Source organism: Vibrio rubrogenes (genome assembly GCF_059641415.1).
The window spans coordinates 117,826-138,110 of sequence record NZ_JCARSY010000005.1 but is presented as its reverse complement, the minus strand read 5'-3'; the positions used below and the strand labels follow the sequence as shown (position 1 = coordinate 138,110).

The window sequence follows — 20,285 nt, the reverse complement described above, 5'->3', positions numbered from 1 at the left end:
ATTCTGATTGACGCAATGTGATTGAACGAGAATGAGAAAATCGCAACGTGAATAAAGAATATAAAGACAAACTGACGACCATAATATGTTCTTATCAGAAAGTGATATTGAGGAAAGAAAATCTGGAGCGACACACGGGGTTCGAACCCGTGACCTCAACCTTGGCAAGGTTGCGCTCTACCAACTGAGCTAGTGTCGCATTGAAATCTCAGAAGAGAATGGAGGCGCGTCCCGGAGTCGAACCGAGGTCCACGGATTTGCAATCCGCTGCATAGCCACTCTGCCAACGCGCCGACCTGAACATATCGAAAAGATAAAATCACCATCTCTGATACGGGTTCGCATTCTACGGATTCACCCAATCCAGTCAACAAAATTTTTGGCTTTTTGAATTATTTGCCTATTTTACACTCAAACGATGCAAATCTCGCCAATTGGCCGAATAAAATCTGTCAGATTCTCCTCCTGACATAACAATTTCAACATTCAACTGTTGCGATATACAGCGGTTATTTCTATGGTAATGCCATCCATTTGTGAATAGGTGAAAGCACTATGAAATTTACTGCGCAGCAACTCAATGAGCTCAATTTACTGCTTCAGTTTGATCTGAATAGTCGTGATACTGGTATCAAAGTCCACAAAACTGCTGAAAAGAAAGTACAAGATGCTGTTGAAGCCCTCTATCGGAAAAATCTATGTACCCATCCGGACGGTGGTTATTTAACCGATGAAGGCATTGAAATCGCTCAGGATGCCGACCGCATTCTTCGAGTTCTGGCTCAAGAATCGGAATAAATACCCAACATGACGAAACATATCACAATCATTGGTGCCGGCTGGCTTGGTTTACCACTGACACATCATTTATCTGATTTTTGCCGTGTTTTCGCCAGTAAAACCACACCAGCTGGCGCTGATGCCCTGAAACTTGAGGGCATTCGCAGTTTCTGCTTTCATTTCGAACAGTCCGAAAATCCTTTATCTGAAACGCTTGCAGCCCAGAATGCAGAAGTTGTGATTGGCTGCTTTCCTCCCGGATTCAGGCAGAATAAACAGGATGAATATGCGCATTATTGGGGCTATCTGACTGAACAATGCAAAATCGCGCAGGTGAAAAAGTTAGTGATGATCAGTACGACGGGTGTTTATCCCAACCATCCCGGTATCATGACAGAACAAGATGCGAGCCTGACACTCGCGCGGGAAAATGCTGATTTCAGTGAATCAGCCCGGGTTTTACTCACGGCCGAACAGCATGTGATCGATAGCGGGTTAGATTATGCCATCCTGCGCTTTAGCGGATTAATCGGCCCTAAACGCCATCCTGCTCGCTTTGTCCCTAAACTCAAACAAGTCAGCTCGCTGGCACCGGCCAATATGCTGCATCTTGATGATGCCATTGGCAGTATCCGTTATATTCTTGAGAATGGGCTCTCGGGGATTTTTAATGTCACAACCCCGGAAACCGTCAGCAAAGCGGAGTTTTATCAAGCGGCACTAGACACCGTATCATCAGAAGCGAATCTGCCACCGATTGTCGCGCAAGAAGATAAACAAGTCAGCAGCGATAAACTTTGCCGTTGCGGTTATCAATTCCATTATCAACACACGCTGGATGCACTTCGTTACCTATAATTATCTGTTATTTATAATAATTCGTTATTTGTAAACAAAAAGGGGCCAATCACAGACGCCCCAACGCCTCTTTATAGTGTTTCCTACATACCGATACATAACGGTCATTGCCACCGATATCAACCTGAGCCCCTTCGGCAATCGGTCGTCCTTGTGCATCGACACGTACCACCATGTTGGCTTTTTTACCACAATGGCAAATGGTTTTCAGCTCAACCAGCTTATCTGCCCAAGCTAACAGATACTGACTTCCCGGGAAAAGCTCACCTTTAAAATCAGATCGCAATCCATAGCACAGCACCGGGATACCAAGTCGATCCACCACATCCGTCAACTGATACACCTGCTCTTTCGACAAAAACTGGCATTCGTCAACCAAAATACAGTCTACTTTCATCTGCTGATGTAATTGGTCGATTTCCTCAAACAGATTGGAAGTCTCACCAAAAAGATAAGCCTCTTCTTCTAACCCGATTCGGGAGCTGACTTTACCGACCCCGAATCGATCATCAATCGCTGCGGTATAAATCACGGGATTCATACCCCGCTCCCGATAGTTAAAAGAAGATTGAAGGAGTGTGGTCGATTTCCCTGCATTCATTGCAGAGTAATAAAAATACATCTGGGCCAAAGTATTTACCTGTGTTCATAATCGGGCAATCTCAATATGAACCAAATTGCCTGTACAACTTATTTCTTTTCTCAATACCAAATACGAAAAAGGTGGCAATCAGCCACCTTTGTTACATCATTTCGCTTAATCAAACATTTTCAAATTTGGCACGCACAGCAATCGCCAGCTCTTCAAGTGCTGCGGGATTTGCCTCGCTTGGCGCTTCAGTCATCGGGCAAGCTGCCGCGGTTGTCTTCGGAAATGCAATCACGTCGCGGATATTTTCTGTGCCGCAAAGCAACATCACCAGACGGTCAAAACCGAAAGCTAAACCGGCATGAGGCGGTGTACCGAATTTCAGAGCATCCAGCAGGAAGCCGAATTTCCGGCGTTGTTCATCTTCTTCGATACCTAAAATATCAAACACAGCAGTTTGCATCGCAGAATCATGGATACGAACCGAACCACCACCGACTTCATAGCCATTCAAGACTATGTCATAAGCATTTGAATTCACATTTGCCGGATTAGCTCTCAGCTCATCGGCTGTGACACCTAATGGTGAAGTGAACGGATGGTGCATCGCATGAAGCTGACCTTCGTCATCTTCTTCAAACATTGGGAAATCAACCACCCAAAGTGGCGCCCAGGCAGACTCATCAGTCAGTGACAAGTCAGTCCCCAGTTTTAACCGCAGCGCACCCAACGCTTCTGACACAACGTTGGCTTTATCGGCACCAAAGAGAATGATATCGCCGCTTTGCGCCTGCGTTCGTTCCAGAATCGCTTCAATCACCGACTCAGACAAGAATTTAGCCACCGGTGACTGAATCCCCTCCAGACCAGCGTCACGATCGTTGACTTTCAACCATGCTAATCCTTTCGCACCGTAGATCGATACAAACTCACCGTATCCGTCAATCTGTTTACGCGTCAGACTTGCACCACCGGGAACACGAATCACGGCAACCCGGCCTTTGGCATCATTGGCAGGGCCAGCGAAGACTTTAAACTCAACATCTTTGACTAAATCAGCAACATCGACCAGTTCCAGCGGATTACGCAGGTCAGGCTTATCACTGCCGAAACGACGCATTGCTTCACTATATTTCATCACCGGAAATGCGCCCAAATCGACATCAAGCAGCTCTTGCCACATTTCGCGAACCATTTTTTCGGTCACAGCACGGACTTCGTCAGCCGTCATAAATGACGTTTCAATATCGATCTGCGTAAATTCGGGCTGACGATCGGCCCGTAAGTCTTCATCACGGAAGCACTTCACAATCTGATAATAACGGTCAAAACCGGACATCATCAGCAATTGCTTAAACAACTGGGGTGACTGAGGCAATGCATAGAACTTGCCTTTATGAACCCGACTCGGTACAAGATAATCCCGCGCCCCTTCAGGTGTTGCTTTGGTCAAAACCGGTGTTTCAATATCGAGGAACCCTTGCCCATCGAGGAAACGGCGCACAAAGCTTGACGCACGCGCACGTAATTTGATGCGATCACTCATTTCCGGACGACGTAAGTCCAGATAGCGATATTTCAAACGCTGCTCTTCAGAGTTTTTCTGATTAAAGTCCAATGGCAACACGTCAGAGCGGTTGATAATTTCCAGCTCAGTGGCAAGGATTTCAACTTCTCCGGTCGCCATATCGCGATTAATCTGAGAATCCGGACGCGCTCTGACTTCACCGGTCAAACGAATACAAAACTCACTACGCAGTTGGTTCGCAACCTCAAAGACATCTGCCATATCAGGGTCGACCACAACCTGAACCAGTCCTTCACGATCCCGCATATCAATAAAGATCAGTCCGCCCAGATCCCGACGACGATTCACCCAACCACAAAGTTCTACATTCTGCCCGACAAGGGACTTGTTTAGGTGACCACAATAATGGCTACGCATAATGAGTTTCCCAATTTCCAATAACTGATTCAAATCTTCACTGCCCGCTTGAATTTCCAAACCAGCGGACAACAACAAAATATCCTAAATAACCGTGCGACTGTTCAACCACGTGATTCCGACATACAATACCGATTCAATATTTGATGATCACGTTACATTGGTTCACGCTGTATTCGATGACTCGGTAACCCTGAAGTTCATCGCTGCGCTCATGACTCAGTCGCAGTGCTCACCGTGCATGACGGTGTAAAGAAATAAGCGCTGATTATAGCGCTAAAAGACTGGCTTCTTCAAAACGATATCGCGCATTTGACACAATTTAAATTGAAAAAATGACAAACACACTTCCTATTCGACTCGGACTGACGCTCTGGTCACACCCACAATGGCAGCAAACCCTATATGGGCGAGGAACTTCCGTTTCCGAGAGGCTCGAAAAATACGCGCAAGTTTTTCACACTGTCGAAGGGAATACAACATTCTATGCATCCCCTTCCCCCACTACGGTTGCCAATTGGAAAGCAGCGACTGGCCCGGACTTTAGGTTTACCTTTAAATTACCCAAACAAATCACCCATGAGTTGATGCTGAATGGTTGTGAAGATTTACTGAACCATTTCATGCAATTAATGGCGCCCCTTCACGAGCGGGTTGGTCTGTGGACAATTCAGCTCCCTGCGGCTTTCAGTCCGGCACATCTTCCTGCGTTGAAACGTTTCTGCCGTTACTTTCCGGCTGATTATCCCTTGGCCGTCGAAGTCCGTCATCCGGCCTTTTTTCATAAAGGCCCCGAAGAAAAACAATTCAATCAATGGCTGATCGAAACTCAGGCGGATCGCATTATTATGGATAGTCGCCCTGTATTTGCCGCGCAGCCGGACAGCGATGCGATCATCGATGCGCAAAAGAAAAAACCCCAGGTTCCCGTTCATGCGATTGCTACAGCGAATCGACCGATGATTCGTTTTATCGGCCACCCGGAGATTGCGGAAAATGATGCCTTTTTCGCGCCTTGGATACAGAAACTCCCGACGTGGGTCGCTCAAGGGAAACAACCCTATCTGATGATTCATACTCCGGATAACCAGCAGGCTCCCGAATTGGCGCAACATCTTTATCAGCAGCTACAACAGCAGATCGAACTACCTGATCTTGCTCCTTTTCCCGGAGCCGCTGCCGATCACCAGATCAGCATGTTCTAATCTACCCATGATGACAATCACACGGTTATTGCATAAAATACGCCCCTTTTCTTGGTTCCGTCCCTTGATTGGCGGTTTGTCATAGAGATATCACGAGGCTTACATGAGTCATAAAGACACCATCTATTCAGCACCGATTCAACAGATCGGAGACTTTACATTCGATGAGCGGGTTGTTGAGGTCTTTCCTGATATGATTCAGCGTTCCGTTCCCGGTTACAATAATATTATTTCGACCATCGGGATGCTGGCAGAACGCTTTGCCAAGCCAAATACCAATATTTATGATCTCGGCTGTTCTCTGGGGGCGGCAACCCTTTCGATGCGTCGCCATATTCATCACGAAGGTTGTCACATTATCGCGGTCGATAATTCATCCGCGATGGTTGAACGTTGTCGAATGCATATTGAAGCCTATCGCTCCGATACACCGGTCAAGGTGATTGAAGCAGATATCCGGGATATTGAGATCACCAATGCCTCCATTGTAGTGCTGAATTTTACCCTCCAGTTTCTGTCTCCGGATGATCGCAGCCAGTTGTTGGAAAATATCTACCGTGGATTACGCCCGGGCGGTATTCTGATTCTGTCTGAAAAATACCGCTTTGCGGACACAACAACCAATGATCTACTCATCGACTTACATCACGAATTCAAACGGGCCAACGGCTACAGTGAGCTGGAAATCAGTCAGAAACGCAGCGCCATTGAAAACGTCCTCCAACCGGATACCATTGAAACGCACAAAAATCGTTTTGCCCGAATTGGTTTCAGTAGTTTTGACGTTTGGTTTCAGTGTTTTAACTTCGGTTCGATGTTTGCTATCAAATGATGTTGACGGCTCATATAAAGTGGATAAGCATGTTTCGCCCAACATCAGGCGAAACAACGCCTTACTCTGCTGAGGTTATTCCCAGTTTTATTTTTCGTTCGCAGGATACTCGATTCAATGTTTAACTTTGCTAATTTTTATCAGCTCATCGCGCAAGATCAACGCCTCCAGCCATGGCTGAATGTTTTACCTCAGCAACTGACGGATTGGCAAAACGATTCGCACGGAGATTTTGAGCGCTGGCTGAGGTCATTGAATAAACTCCCGACATTCACTCCGGATCAGGTTGAACTGCATACTGAAGTTGCCATCCGGAATCAAATCCCCTTAGCAGCGGGAGAACAGAAAAAGCTGGAAAACCTGCTGAAAACATTTCATCCGTGGCGAAAAGGGCCTTATCACATTCATGGCATCCATATTGATACTGAATGGCGTTCAGATTGGAAATGGGACCGTGTTTTACCGCATATTTCTCCGTTGAAAAACCGAAATGTACTCGATGTCGGCTGTGGTAATGGCTACCATATGTGGCGGATGCTGGGAGAAGGTGCTCGTCTTTGTATCGGCGTTGACCCATCTCACTTGTTTTTGATTCAGTTCGAAGCAATACGCCGGTTAATGGGAAATGATCAGAGGGCTCATTTATTACCATTAGGTATCGAGGCACTTCCCAAACTAGAAGCATTTGATACGGTATTTAGTATGGGTGTTCTGTACCATCGTCGTTCACCGTTAGACCATTTGTTACAGCTAAAAGATCAACTTGTTGCGGGCGGAGAACTGATTCTGGAAACGCTGGTTATTGAAGGCGATGAAAGCGCGGTGTTGGTTCCGAAGGATCGCTACGCGCAAATGCGAAATGTGTACTTCTTTCCTTCGGCACTTGCATTAAAAGTGTGGCTGGAGAAATGTGGATTTATTGATGTTGTCATTGCCGATGAAAACGAAACATCGACAGAAGAGCAACGAACAACCACATGGATGACACATAACTCATTGCCCGACTATTTAGACCCGGCGGATCCGAAGCAAACAGTTGAAGGCTATCCGGCACCGAGAAGAGCGATTCTGGTTGCCCGTAAACCATAATTGACATACATCTAACGCGCAATATAAAAAATCAGAGTACGCTAGACCGTGGAAATCACCACTGAATGCTTTATATCAATCATAACAACTAAAGAATTAGGTTACTCATGTTTAAACGACTTGCACTTGTGGCCGCAATATCCACACTAGCGGGATGCGTCACAACAGAGGAAAGAAACTTACATCAAGAGACAATCGCAGCAATTCATGGGACAGAAAGCAACATTAATCAGCGCCTGACCAATCTAGAATTGCAGTCGAGTAATCAAGTCGATTACATCGATAGTCTGGAAAATGAAGTTTCTTCCTTAAAACAGCAAATACATAAACTCAATCAGAATCACTATCAGCATTCATCACTGCAGGAGATTAACCCGACCCAATCACTGCAACATCTCGTTTCATCTGATCCGGCGCCGGCGAATAAGGTCATCCTCGGGCAGGTTGAACGAATCAGTATCGAATCGATCAAACAAAAATTCGATGCCCGGGTAGATACAGGGGCTGCAACGTCGTCTCTGGACGCTACAGATATTGAAGAATTTGAAAGAAATGGGAAAGACTGGGTTCGATTCCATTTATCGGGCCGGAATGAACAGGATGCGGACAAAGCAGCAGACAGAAAAAATGCCAGCGATAAAGCCGCTAAAAAAGAAGCCAAAGACAACTGGATCGAAGCACCCGTATTACGCTATGTCAAAATTCGACAAGCCTCAACGTCGGAAACCGAACGACGAGCTGTTGTTGAATTGTGGATAAGTGTCGGGAATATTCGTGAACGGACAGAATTTACTCTTGCCGATCGCTCCCAAATGTCACACCCAATCTTATTGGGACGTGAATTTCTCCGCGATATCGCGCTAGTGGATGTGAGTAAAAAATTCGTTCAATCCACGGCCAAATAATTATCTGGTGAGTATTGATCATGACCTCCCGAATTCCATTTTATATCTCTATCGTACTGCTGATTGCGATCGGCATTTATTTAAGCGTTTTTCGCCATCAGGTTTATGGTGTTCCCTGGACCCCCGGTGAGACGAGACAAGTCTGGGAAATTGAAGCACGTATTCAGTTTAATGCGCTGGGTAAAGAGGCCAAAGTTTCCCTTGCTGCGCCATACACACAAGACGGATTCACGCTGATTAGTGAATCCGCCTCCTCACCGGGGTATGGGGTCTCTTATCTTGAATCGACCCCGGGAAACAGACGTGCCGAATGGTCCATTCGCCGAGCCAGTGGCCCACAAACTATCTATTATAAAACACAATTCCTTGTCGACCCTGAGGCCAAATCACGTCCTGAGCCACCGCATGGTCCGGTTGATCGCCCAACATTCGATAGCCCGGAAGAAGCCGCTGCGGTCTCCCTGATTACGCAGGCAAGTGAACGTTCAGCCGATGATGTTACGTTTACCAGAGAGCTCATCAAAGCGCTGAATGACGAGGAAAGTCAGAACGCACAACTCCTGCTGAACCAGATGACCAAATATGAAGCGACTCAGAAGATGCTTTCATACTCAGGTATTCCCAATAAGCTTGTCGGGGTACTGGAACTGGAAGACGGTCGTCGTCGTCAAAGTATCGAGCCAATGAATGAAGTCTGGGACGGAGAACGTTGGATTGTCTTTAATCCGGACACCGGTAAACAGGCGAACCATCCGAATTTGTTGGTGTGGGACGAATCCAATGTTTCCTTGCTTGATGTTGTCGGCGGTAAAAATAGCCGGGTACAGTTCAGCATGATTTCCCACGAGGTTTCGCCACAGGAAGCCACCAACAGTAAAGTCAATGCGGACGGATTGCTCAATCTATCGATTCATAGCCTACCGTTGGAAGAACAAGCGATGTTTAAAACCATCATGTTAATTCCTATCGGTGCCCTGATCGTGGTGTTTCTCCGCGTCATTATCGGACTCAAGACATCCGGGACATTCATGCCGGTTCTTATCGCAGTGGCGTTTGTCCAGACGCAACTGCTCACGGGTATCATCGGTTTTCTATTGATTGTTGGTACAGGGCTATTTATCCGAAGTTACCTGTCCAAACTGAATCTGTTACTTGTGGCCCGAATATCAGCAGTGATCATCGCTGTTATTCTGATGATTTCGCTCTTTACAGTCCTCTCTTTCCGACTTGGGATTACTGAAGGGCTCACCATTACTTTCTTCCCCATGATTATTCTCTCATGGACCATTGAGCGGATGTCGATTCTCTGGGAAGAAGACGGTGCGAAAGAGGTCTTTCTGCAAGGCGGAGGGTCGCTGTTTACAGCAATTCTTGTTTATCTGGGGATGACGAATCCATATGTTCAGCATCTCACGTTTAATTTTATCGGATTACAGTTGATTGTGTTGGCGCTCATTCTATTGCTGGGAACTTATACCGGTTATCGTGTCAGTGAATTAAAGCGTTTTAAGCCTCTGGTAGATGAACTATGATTTTCGAAAAATATACCTCCCCTTTTCGCTTAAGGCATAAGGGGATTCTGGGGATGAATAAACGCAACCATAGCTATATTGGTCGTTACAATGATCGCTCTAAATATCCCTTAGTTGATGACAAGCTTCAGACGAAAATCCTCGCCGAAAAAGCCGGATGTACCGTCCCCCAGCTCATCGGTGTGATTCGGAACCAGTATGAAGTCAAACAAATTCATCAACTGGTTCAGCAATGGCCAAGTTTTGTCATTAAGCCCGCTCGCGGCAGTGGCGGAAAAGGAATTTTGGTGGTGACTTCCCATCAAAACGGTGTGTATGTCAAACCATCCGGTGCCACATTAAGTGCTGAAGATGTGGAAAGACATGTCAGTAATGCGCTTGCCGGACTCTTTTCTCTGGGTGGTAAAAATGATGTGGCAGTCATCGAAAACCTGATTCAGTTTGATGACTGTTTCGACGGCTTCAGCTACGAAGGCGTACCGGATGTTCGGGTCATTGTTTTCAAAGGCTATCCAGTGATGTGCATGATGCGCCTTTCCACCCGGGCATCGGACGGAAAAGCAAACTTACACCAGGGAGCTGTTGGCGTTGGAATTGATATTGCAACCGGTCAGGCGGTACGAGCGGTGCAGTTCGGACAACCTGTGACACATCATCCGGATACCGGTCGAGCATTAATTGAGCTGGAAGTACCTCACTGGCAACGCCTGCTTGAACTTGCTGCACAAGCATGGGAAATGACTGGCTTAGGCTATATCGGAACCGACATGGTGCTGGATAAAAATAAAGGCCCGATGGTACTGGAACTCAATGCTCGCCCCGGTCTTGCCATCCAGATCGCCAATGGGGCGGGTTTGTTACCCAGACTCAGACATATTGAACATATGGGTTCACCTGAATTACCGTTAACGCCCCAAGAGCGTGTTGAATATGCCATGTATCATTTTGCAGCAACATCACAGCATTTAACACAATAACCCCGGAACACCACCGCCCCCCAATCCTATTCCTATCTGCACAGGCAACTCACCAGAGATAGTATCAGGGGGGCATACTACGACTATCTCCCAAGGTTGCTGATCTTTTCACCTCGTTTTGTCATGATTCTTACATTCGATTGCTAGTCTGAATTTATGTCGTTATCCATGATGGAGCTAAGTGGCAGACTATGAATATGAAAAAGAAAATATCCGTGATCGTTCCTTGTTTCAATGAAAGTGAAGTGATTGATTTTACGGTCAAAGAGCTAATTTCCGTCACGAATGCAATTCCCGGCTACCGTTTTGAGTTAATTTTTGTCAATGATGGTAGTTCGGATGACACTGAACAACAGCTACTGGCACACAGCCGTCGACATCATCAGGTTATCGTGCTCTCTCTTTCCCGGAATTTTGGTCATCAGCAAGCCGTAACGGCCGGACTGGATGCCAGCACCGGGGATGCCGTGGTATTGATTGATGCCGATTTGCAGGATCCACCGAAGCTCATTGAGCAAATGATCGCCAAATGGGAAGATGGTTATGATGTGGTCTATGGTACACGGGATCATCGAGAAGGAGAATCAGCTTTTAAACTTGCTTCAGCCAAACTGTTCTACCGGATGCTCAACCGCTTATCAGAAGTCCCAATCCCATTAGATACCGGAGATTTTCGGCTGATGGACAGACAAGTGGTTGATCAACTGACTGCCATGCCGGAAAAAGCGCGCTTTATTCGCGGTATGGTAAGCTGGATAGGCTTCAACCAAACTTCAATTCTTTATGAACGTTCACCTCGCTTTGCCGGAGAATCTAAATATCCTCTGAGTAAAATGCTTAAATTCGCATTAGATGGCATCCTGTCGTTTTCCGTAAAACCACTGAAATTATCCATCATGATGGGATTCCTGTGTTCCGGTGTTGCCTTTGCGATGCTTATGTACTCGATTTATGTTCGTCTGATGACCGACCACTGGGTTTCCGGCTGGACTTCGCTATTCGTCGCTATTTTGTTTGTTGGTGGCGTACAGTTGATCTCAATTGGCATACTCGGTGAATATATCGCCCGGATCTACAATGAATCGAAAGGTCGTCCGCTTTATATTCTGAAAAAAGGAAGAGCGCTTGAATCTACCAAGAAACATTCCGTGGCCAGATAACCGAATTCGTCCCGAACTCAAACAAACCCTCCGTTTTGCGCTGGTGGGTATGATCAATACCGGGACGAGCTATATTCTATTCGTCATTCTGTATCAGCTTCTCGGTTATTATCTCGTGGCATCCATCCTGTCTTATATGATCGGGATGCTGATCAGTTTTATCCTCAACCGAGGCTTTGTCTTCAAAAGCTCCACCCGGCGCGGTCAGTTGCTGCCGTTTTGTCTGGTCAATCTATCGTCACTCGCCTGTAGTAGCGGCGTGTTGTATCTGTTGGTCGAACATCTCGCGATGTTCGTTTATTTTGCACAGGTTATCGCTATCGGTGTTTCGATGACCATCAACTATCTGGGTTATCGCACCGTGTTTTCTTCTCGGAGGACAAATGATCAATAATCATGTTTCATCCCCCTCGATGCTATACAATCCATTCGATACCGTTTCCCTGCTCAAATGGGGTATTCTGGCGTTTACTCTGATATGGACACTATTCAATTTACACGAATCCATGTTGGAAAATGTGGCACATGATGCTTTACCTTATATGGACGATTATGTGTCTAAATTTGTCTCTGAAGGGCGCTGGGTTAATTTTGCTTTATTCGACCTATTGCGGCTGACTCCTGCTGTTGTCGCCGGCACCCTATGCAATGTATTTATCTTTATTTTTGGTTATCAGGTGGCGATGGGCGTAAGAAAAGATCGCTGGCTGGCTTGCTGCTTCGCACTACTGGTGATCAATGTTCCTTATTTTACCATGTTGTTCAAATGGCCGATGACATTGATTCCCGGTACATTGATGCTGGCATTGTTCAGTTGCATGAAAGATCGCTATTCACGCCCGGTGATCTTACTCACGTCCGGTATCCTATTGTTTGCGACCTACCCTGCATTCTATTTTCTGATGCCTTTGCTCTTTATCCGCCAGTTGAACGAAGAAAATTTCCGGAACCTGCTGCAATTTCTCTGTTTCTGGATTGCCGGTTATGTGCTCGGATATGCCGTCGCGAATTTGAGTGTTTACGCTTATACCCTGATCCAGAACGGAACGGGTCAGTTTATTGAATTTGTCTCATGGCGGAAATCAACCCCATCGACGGATATCAGTGGGATTATTGCCAATATCGCCAAGAGTGCGGGGAACTTTGAACGCAATGCCCGCTATCTGGCAGAATTAAGTCCTCTGTTCTATATCCCGGTTGCAGTGACGCTCGGCTGGGCATTAAAAAATCATCTGAAATACACCCTCGTCGCATTGCTGGTAGTCTTCTCCATTTACGCCAGTGTCATTCCGCTGGGCGTGAAAGTACCGCTACGCTCTGGTATCACCCTTCCATTGGGAATGGCGATGCTGGTGTTGTTAGCTCCCCGGTTCTGGTGGCGCGCCCTGCTGTTGGTGACCCTGTTTATCCCGTTTGCGTGGCAGATGCATCAATATAACTATGGCTACAACGAGAAACGCATTCTCTTTGCGGAAATGATAACCGAGCATGATTCCCACGATTATCTGCAACAACCGCAGCAGTTCAAACAAATTATTATCAGTGTGGATGAAACCAAGACCAGTGCTTATTTCTACAAACTCACCGGTTCCGATGCATTTAAGAATCTCTCTAACCTGAGACTGCACTATATCAAGCCTTATCTGTATCAATATGGCTGGCATGATAGCGACATCGTTGTCAAAGATGTTCCGAGGGCACAGGTTCGCGGGGAGGCTACCGTGGAAAAACAAGCTGATAAACTCTTCGTCTCTATTGATTAAATGAGTATCCTCCTCCACCCGGACATAAGGGCGGTATTCACCGCCCAACTCTTGTGAACAACTGAATAATACATAACAAAAAACCACCTGTTTTTCAGGTGGTTTTTTTATGATTCAACCGGCAATCAATCCGGCTAACCTTAGGAAGCTTCCGCCGTCAGGTCTTCGGATTCAGACGTTTGATTGTGGCCGAACCCCCGCAGACCAACCACATGAACGTGTTCATGATTTTTGTGAATCTTACGCACTAATTTATAGGTGGTACCTTTTTCCGGGCTGATATTTTCCGGTGCTGCGATCAACAATTGCATATCTAATCGATCACACAACTCAAATAGTGTTGAAATCGACTTGGCATCGAGACGTGCTGCTTCATCGAGGAACAAAAGACGACACGGAACGATATCTTTACTGCGCAGACGACGAGATTCTTCCTCCCAGCTCTGCACGACCATCAACAGAATCGACTGGCCGGTCCCGATCGCTTCCCCGGTCGAGAGCGCACCAGATTCGGCCTGTAACCATCCATCGGCACCCCGGTTGACTTCAACATTCAGTTCCAGATAATTCCGGTAGTCGAGTAATTCTTCCCCTAATACCTGAGGTGAACGCTGTCCCATATCAATATGTGGATTGACCCGCTGGAATAGTTTCGCCATTGATTCAGAGAAGGTATAGCGCGGGCTGTTGAACAAGTCTTGATGCTGTGCCTGTTGTTCTGACAAGCCGGTCAGTAACATTTCATGACTTTCACGCACTTTGACATTCAAACGAACCCCACTCACCTGACCAAAATGAATATTGGACAAACCTTGGTTGAGCATCCGGATTCGGTTCTGCTCGCGCTGAATGGTCTTGAGAATAATACTCGCGACCGACTCAGAACTGATTGCCAAACGTGATTCTCGCTGGGTCAGCTCTTCCGTCAAGCGGGCAAGCTCAACTTCCATTTCTTCAATTGCTTCAACCGGATCATCGGTACGAATGATATCCTGACGAATCCGTTCACGTAGATGCTGATACACTTCAATATAAAACAGGACTTTACGCTCCGGTCTGGCATTATCCTCAGACTGACGTAAAGCGTCCCTCAGCGTATCATTATCGGCAACGGCCAGCCGTAGAGAGCCTAATGCCTTATCTGACATCGAACGAAGCTCTCCTGCCGACAGGTAGGCCAGCTCGCGTTTATGTAAACGTCGCTCAACATCATGCGCTCGAGCTAATCTCAATACCGAGCACCATCCGGCTTTGGCGTTGACGATAAACGTTCTGAGATCACGATACTCTTTCTCAACCTTCTTCAGTTGCCGGCTCAACGCGGTCATCTCCATTTCAGTCGATGTCCGGGTTCTCTCCAGCTCACTCTGCCGTTGCCGGGAAACATGCAAACGCTCGTACAGCTCATTTTTACGGTGTTCTGCGCGTTCCAAAGCACTCGTATCGGTATGCACGCCCAACTCTTGTAACTCTTGCTCAAACTCCTGCACGGTTTCGAGTTTTGACTGATGTGCACTCTTGAGAGATGCCAGAACTTGGTGATACTGACTGGCCTGCCCCTGACGCGACTTCAAGACTTCTCTGGCTTCACCGCGCTGTGATTCCGCAAGCTGTAATTTCTCTTTCAACTGCTCACTCAATACATCACTCTGGTTGACTAACGCCACCGCATCGGAATAACGCAAATGATGACGGCGCTCGATCAAATCCGAAATGGCAAAAATCTGGGTTTTCACTTGCTGCAACTGTTGGTCAGCGTCGTGATACTCACTTTCCAGCGCGTCAAACTGTTCCGGATCGTTTTCGAGAGCATTGATACAGCGACTCAATTGTTCGATTGCCGGACCATGTTGCGTTAAAAACCGTTTGGCCTCATCCAGCTCCGCAAGGCTGTCTTCAATCTCACTGGCTTGATCCTGCAATGTATCATCGGCCAACAGATGAACAAAAGGCGCAACCTTCTCAAGCAGAGATAACGCGTTTTTACTCTGTTGTTGCCGGGTTTGTAGCTGCTGTTCCTGATGGCTCAGTTCAGTCAGTGAGCGACCAAACTGATTCAACTGCTCACGACACGTCTGCAGTGCCTGTTCCGGATCCGCTTCAAACGCTGTCGTCATATGAGACGCCACAAACATCTGATATGCCTGATACAGACGTTGCAGCTTTTGCGCATCAAATGAAGCTTTGGCATACAACTCAACAATATCGTCTCGCTGCGCCCTCAGTTGCTCCAGTCGCTGCTCTCTTGCTGCCCGGCCGAATAAAGGAATCTCCGGGAAACGAGAGTAGCGGATCTGACGATCATTCAGACGGACACACACCGCACCTTCAAGTTCATCGGCATCAAACGAACTGTCATCAAACGCATCAACATCGCCTTCAATGATATAGACATCTTCCGGACAATCATCCAACTCCGCCAAGCGCGCCTGAATTTCTGACAAATCAGAGACAACAATGGCATGTCTGGCCGGCCCGTACATCGCACTGAAATAAGGGGCGTCTTCCAGCGTAATATCATCATAAATTTCAGATAACAGCATGCCGCCTAATGTATCAGCCAGCGATTTTAACCGTGCATCATTGGCTCCGCCGGGAGAAGCCAGACGTTCAATGTCTTGATCAAGATTGTGACGCTGTAATGCTAATTTTTCTTTCTCTGATGTCTGCTGTTTTTCCCGTTCCAGCGTGTGCTGCATATGAGAAAACACAGCTTGTGAGTTTTCCAGCGCTTCACCGCTCTGTTCACGCAGATCATCCAATGCATTACGCGCGACAATCCACTGTGGGGCAATCTTCTCTAATCGCTGAATTTGCGCCCGAACATCTTCCTGATTCCGGCGCAAATCACTACGTGATTCTCGAAGTGCAATCAGTTCTTCTTCGACAACATCCAGGACTTCTTGATGTTTCTCACGCGCTTCATTGATCGTCGATTCATCATCAAGCGTTTCCTGATGTTCCTGATGGTAGGCATCGGCCAGTGCCGCAATATTATTCTGGCGCTCCAACTGACGGGAAACTTCACTCTGACGGGTGTACCACTGTTTTTCCTGCGCAATCAGTTGTTTGCATTGTCGTGATTTCTCAATCAGGGTTACACCGTGTTCATAGGCGGTATGACGCGCCACATCACCGAGCACAGATTGGACTAACTGAAATGCCTGTTCAAACTGAGTGGCGACAGCGGCTGACATATCCAGACGATGTTTCAGTTGCAAAACTCGCTCGGTCATCTCGTGCTGTGATTGATTCAAGGTCTGAATTTTCTGCGATGCATTTTCAGCCGTGAGACTGTCATCATCCAGCGCAGCTTTCGCTTTTTCGAGAGCCTGAACGGCTTGCTGGTATTGAAGAGCTCGGGTTTGCTGCACATCCAGTGCTTGCTGATAATCGGCCAGTTGCGACTTCAGACTATCGACTTCATCTTCTAGAATCGTGGCATGCTGCTCAGCTTCATACGTCTGTTCCTGAGCCTCTTCAACCACCATCAGTTGTTCTTCCAGCCGCTCATTCAGCTCTTCCAGATCTTCCCGATAGCGCTCGATTTTTTCTTTCTGACGTAATGCGTTATGCACCAGTTGTAGGTAATCAGATGCACTCTGGTGATCTTGCTCCAGTGCGGATTCCTGCTCCGTCAGTTCATCGAGTTCATCTTTAACGCGAGTCAGCAGCTCGCTTTGCGTCACTAAGGTTTGCTGAGCCCCAAACAGTGTCTGGCGGAATGACAGTGCCTGTTCGACTTTGCTGCGCCGCTCATTGGCATGACGCATGTAATCAGACGCAACATAGTTGGTCGATTCGGTAATCAGATGTTTGAACAGATCCCGATCCGCTTGCGTGGTTTTAATCGCTTCAAGCGTCATCCGGTTTTCACGCAGTGCTGCTTCCATATCCTGAAACGCTTTTTTCACCCCGCCATTCTGCGGCAACAGATAATCCCGCAGCGAACGCGTTATCGCACTGGAAATACCGCCGTACAAAGAGGCTTCAATCAAACGATAAAATTTGGAGCGGTCACTACTCGAACGCATTTTTTTCGGTATGACCCCAAATTCAAACATCTGGGTATGGTAATCCACCACTGAGCTAAATGTTTTGAACTGCGTCCCTTCCAAGCCTGCAACAGCATCTTTGACTTCATTGACGGTCCGAACCCGTGCCTGTTGATCTGAAAGAGTTTCAATCAAAATATCAGTGGGGCGAACATGGCTGGGCAGACCCTGAACCAGAAACGGCTTAATATCGACTTTTTTATCCCGACCGGCAACCTGTTGTAGCCGGACAGCGAACAACACTCTCTGCTTACGGGAGTTGACAACGTCTAACGCTGCATAACAAGTACCGGGTTGAAGTTTGCCGTGTAACCCCTTATCTCTCGACGACTGGGAACTGCCCGCTTCGGTGGTATTACGAAAATGCAGCAGACTTTGATCAGGGATCAGCGCGGTAATGAAGGCCGCCATCGTGGTTGATTTCCCTGCACCATTCCCACCGGAAAGTGTGGTGACCAAATTATCAATATCAAACGTACGGGCAAAAAAACCGTTCCAGTTGATCATGGTCAGCGATTGATATTTACCTCTTTCAATCATGCTTCACCTTCAAATCCTGTTAATGCTCCTGATGAGATTTCTGCTGTCTCCTCATCGGTATCTTCCACCACTTCATGACTATCCCGGCTAGGGACAACCGCTTCACCATCACGAATCAATCTCAATTGCGCTTCTTGCATGTCATCACCGACACGGACATCTGCACCAAAGCGGAACACTGCTTCGGTAATCCGAAACTTTTCACTCTCTCCCAGAACGACTAGCATTCCCATTCGGCGCAGTCTTCGTAACGACGTCCTGACTTTTTCAAACAGCTTTTCCCGATCCAGATCCGACCCGCCGGCCCGGAAAGTCACCAAGCGCATCAACTTTTTCTCATCGACCAGCGTAAGCAACTCTTCATATAATTCCTGATGGGTAAAAATCCCTTCATGGGCCAGTCTCTCAGGGCTGAGATACAAAAAGCAAAGCACCTTGCCAACCAACATGTCGAGTTCAGATAACACGCTCCGATTGAGCAATGATGTGGAACGCGGCCTTAAATAAAAGAAACCTTCAGGGGCCCGAACCAGCTCGGTATTATAACGCTGATAGAACTGGGCCAGCTCAGGCTCAAAATCGGACAAAAATGTGTGATTATCCATATCTTCACCGGAAACATGCCTGCCGGCACGTAATAAACTATCCAATGCCGGAAATAGCGGATTGGAAAGTGCTTTGACCAGTTTCTCTGGCATATATTCATTCATATCTGTCGATGACATTTGCTTGTACCTTTGCACCAAATTCATTGATTGCCTGCCAATCTGGCTGAATCGCCTGATAATCAGACGCTGAATATCCCAGCCGAACTGCCTGATCGACCACAATTCTGGCTAAATCAAAATGATGCGTTCTTGGATGTTCTGTGAGGTAATTCTTTAAAATGATGCCAAGATCAATCGGTGTACCTTGATCTTTATGCACGGTGAGCATTTCACCAATCTGTTCTGCCAACACATCGTTGACCTGTTGAAATTCTTCATATTCAACATCTTCGGGAACCTGCCCTGTGACTTCATCGTCCCGGAGAACCAAGGCTTCATCCCGCATGTCCATAAAGCGCTCCGCATCGGCAAAGGTCAGGAACCAAGGTGCCGCGAAGTAGTCATTCATTGATTGACGCAAACGCTGACTAAACGCACGGTTTTGGTCCATGTCAATTGCGGTTCGGATAAATTTATGGACATGACGGTCATAACCGATCCATAAGTCAATGGCCTGTTGGCCCCAACTAATAATTCGGTCTAGTTTAATTTGTAGCTGAAATAATATTTCCTCAATAAAATCCAGCTCGGATTCACCATAAACACATTCCTGAATATCAAGAATCTGCGTCTGCATTTCATCACCGGCAGCCTGAAGCGTGTCTTGTAACTCTTTCAACGTTGATGATGTCTCTGACAAGAGTGATTCACAGTTCTGAATCGCATCACGCCAGTCTTTGTTCAACAACTGGGCAATCTGTTCTTTAATTTCTTGTTGCTGCTCATCCATTACCCGCTGGTTGAGATCGATTTGATCAAAAATCTCACCCACGGAATATTTCAAAACCCCATAAACATTCTTTTGCCAGTGAGATACAGTGCCACCTTTTTCAGCAGCATCTTTGGCCTTGGCCATTTCATCAGCAACAATCGACAATTGAATCGATAGTTTCAGTTTAGAAAATTCACGATGACGCAGATAATAATCAGTGATGCCAATCGCCAATGGTGATAACCGATAGATACTCGCACCATCGGTCACTTCACTGGTAAAACGCCGGATAAGCCGTTGGTGAACCAAATCATTGATCGCGTTATTGGCCCGAAAAGCGGACGCTTCCCCGGTCTCATCAAAGAATCGAGTAACGATTGCAAATGCATCATGTAATTCCCCTTCACCGAGTTCGTCATCAAATCGATCCCGACTCAATACGGCAATCGCAATCAAAAAAGCGAGCCGCTCAGTATCCAGGTTGAGAGACAAGTCATGCTGCCTGACCCATCCAACCAATTCATCGATTGGTTGTACTTCGGCTTGTTGCGCCAATTCGTCTATCATTGTTTCCAT

General features: G+C 46.8%; 16 protein-coding genes and 2 tRNA genes. 11 read left to right on the top strand and 7 right to left on the bottom strand.

The window, feature by feature from the left end; all coding sequences use genetic code 11:
- Positions 1-123: 123 nt before the first annotated feature.
- Both AC55NX_RS05940 and AC55NX_RS05935 read right to left on the bottom strand, forming a co-directional pair.
- Positions 124-199 (bottom strand) — tRNA-Gly (locus AC55NX_RS05940).
- Positions 200-219: 20 nt separating this feature from the next.
- Positions 220-293: transfer RNA gene (locus AC55NX_RS05935), tRNA-Cys, on the bottom strand.
- A gap of 262 nt (positions 294-555) precedes the next feature.
- Here AC55NX_RS05935 and AC55NX_RS05930 point away from each other — a divergent pair.
- Both AC55NX_RS05930 and AC55NX_RS05925 read left to right on the top strand, forming a co-directional pair.
- Positions 556-798: a TIGR02647 family protein gene (locus AC55NX_RS05930; protein ID WP_059120953.1), complete on the top strand. Its 243-nt coding sequence runs from the start codon at positions 556-558 to the stop codon at positions 796-798.
- A gap of 9 nt (positions 799-807) precedes the next feature.
- Complete coding sequence (locus AC55NX_RS05925) at positions 808-1,638, top strand: NAD(P)H-binding protein (protein ID WP_496994904.1); 831 nt, start codon at positions 808-810, stop codon at positions 1,636-1,638.
- Positions 1,639-1,687: 49 nt separating this feature from the next.
- On the opposite strand, the gene AC55NX_RS05920 is transcribed toward AC55NX_RS05925, so the two are convergent.
- Together AC55NX_RS05920 and aspS are read right to left on the bottom strand one after the other, a co-directional pair.
- Entirely contained in the window at positions 1,688-2,269 is a 582-nt protein-coding gene (locus AC55NX_RS05920) for a thymidine kinase (RefSeq protein WP_496994903.1), read from the bottom strand.
- A 130-nt stretch (positions 2,270-2,399) separates the two neighbouring features.
- The gene (gene aspS / locus AC55NX_RS05915; RefSeq protein WP_496994902.1) at positions 2,400-4,172 is read right to left on the bottom strand and encodes an aspartate--tRNA ligase; all 1,773 of its coding nucleotides are present in this window, start codon (positions 4,170-4,172) and stop codon (positions 2,400-2,402) included.
- A 335-nt stretch (positions 4,173-4,507) separates the two neighbouring features.
- Between aspS and AC55NX_RS05910 the strand changes: the two genes are divergently transcribed.
- From AC55NX_RS05910 to AC55NX_RS05870, 9 genes are all read left to right on the top strand, one after another.
- A complete protein-coding gene (locus tag AC55NX_RS05910) occupies positions 4,508-5,377 on the top strand; it encodes a DUF72 domain-containing protein (RefSeq protein WP_496994901.1) in 870 nt (289 codons plus the stop codon).
- Between the two features lie 103 nt (positions 5,378-5,480).
- Positions 5,481-6,209, top strand: coding sequence for a carboxy-S-adenosyl-L-methionine synthase CmoA (gene cmoA, locus AC55NX_RS05905; RefSeq protein WP_077335880.1), 729 nt, complete (start codon positions 5,481-5,483; stop codon positions 6,207-6,209).
- 117 nt (positions 6,210-6,326) lie between these two features.
- The gene (cmoB, locus tag AC55NX_RS05900; protein ID WP_059120958.1) at positions 6,327-7,298 is read left to right on the top strand and encodes a tRNA 5-methoxyuridine(34)/uridine 5-oxyacetic acid(34) synthase CmoB; all 972 of its coding nucleotides are present in this window, start codon (positions 6,327-6,329) and stop codon (positions 7,296-7,298) included.
- Positions 7,299-7,405: 107 nt separating this feature from the next.
- Entirely contained in the window at positions 7,406-8,203 is a 798-nt protein-coding gene (locus AC55NX_RS05895; protein WP_496994900.1) for an ATP-dependent zinc protease family protein, read from the top strand.
- A gap of 20 nt (positions 8,204-8,223) precedes the next feature.
- Positions 8,224-9,735, top strand: coding sequence for an inactive transglutaminase family protein (locus AC55NX_RS05890; protein WP_496994899.1), 1,512 nt, complete (start codon positions 8,224-8,226; stop codon positions 9,733-9,735).
- The gene (locus AC55NX_RS05885; protein ID WP_496994898.1) at positions 9,732-10,712 is read left to right on the top strand and encodes an alpha-L-glutamate ligase-like protein; all 981 of its coding nucleotides are present in this window, start codon (positions 9,732-9,734) and stop codon (positions 10,710-10,712) included. The genes AC55NX_RS05890 and AC55NX_RS05885 overlap by 4 nt, the downstream gene beginning before the upstream one ends.
- A gap of 197 nt (positions 10,713-10,909) precedes the next feature.
- The gene (locus tag AC55NX_RS05880) at positions 10,910-11,872 is read left to right on the top strand and encodes a glycosyltransferase family 2 protein (RefSeq protein WP_496994897.1); all 963 of its coding nucleotides are present in this window, start codon (positions 10,910-10,912) and stop codon (positions 11,870-11,872) included.
- Positions 11,838-12,266 carry a GtrA family protein gene (locus AC55NX_RS05875; RefSeq protein WP_496994896.1) on the top strand — a complete coding sequence of 143 codons (429 nt, stop codon included), beginning with the start codon at positions 11,838-11,840 and terminating at the stop codon, positions 12,264-12,266. Before AC55NX_RS05880 ends, AC55NX_RS05875 begins: the two co-directional genes overlap by 35 nt.
- Positions 12,256-13,635: a GtrA family protein gene (locus AC55NX_RS05870; RefSeq protein ID WP_496994895.1), complete on the top strand. Its 1,380-nt coding sequence runs from the start codon at positions 12,256-12,258 to the stop codon at positions 13,633-13,635. The genes AC55NX_RS05875 and AC55NX_RS05870 overlap by 11 nt, the downstream gene beginning before the upstream one ends.
- Positions 13,636-13,775: 140 nt before the next feature.
- Here the strand turns inward: AC55NX_RS05870 and mukB are convergent, their stop codons facing one another.
- From mukB to mukF, 3 genes are read right to left on the bottom strand one after another with little or no spacing between them, the layout of a single operon-like run.
- Positions 13,776-18,230: a chromosome partition protein MukB gene (mukB, locus tag AC55NX_RS05865; RefSeq protein WP_496994894.1), complete on the bottom strand. Its 4,455-nt coding sequence runs from the start codon at positions 18,228-18,230 to the stop codon at positions 13,776-13,778.
- Complete coding sequence (mukE, locus tag AC55NX_RS05860) at positions 18,227-18,955, bottom strand: chromosome partition protein MukE (protein ID WP_496994893.1); 729 nt, start codon at positions 18,953-18,955, stop codon at positions 18,227-18,229. Before mukE ends, mukB begins: the two co-directional genes overlap by 4 nt.
- Entirely contained in the window at positions 18,933-20,276 is a 1,344-nt protein-coding gene (mukF, locus tag AC55NX_RS05855; RefSeq protein WP_496994892.1) for a chromosome partition protein MukF, read from the bottom strand. The genes mukE and mukF overlap by 23 nt, the downstream gene beginning before the upstream one ends.
- Positions 20,277-20,285: the final 9 nt, after the last annotated feature.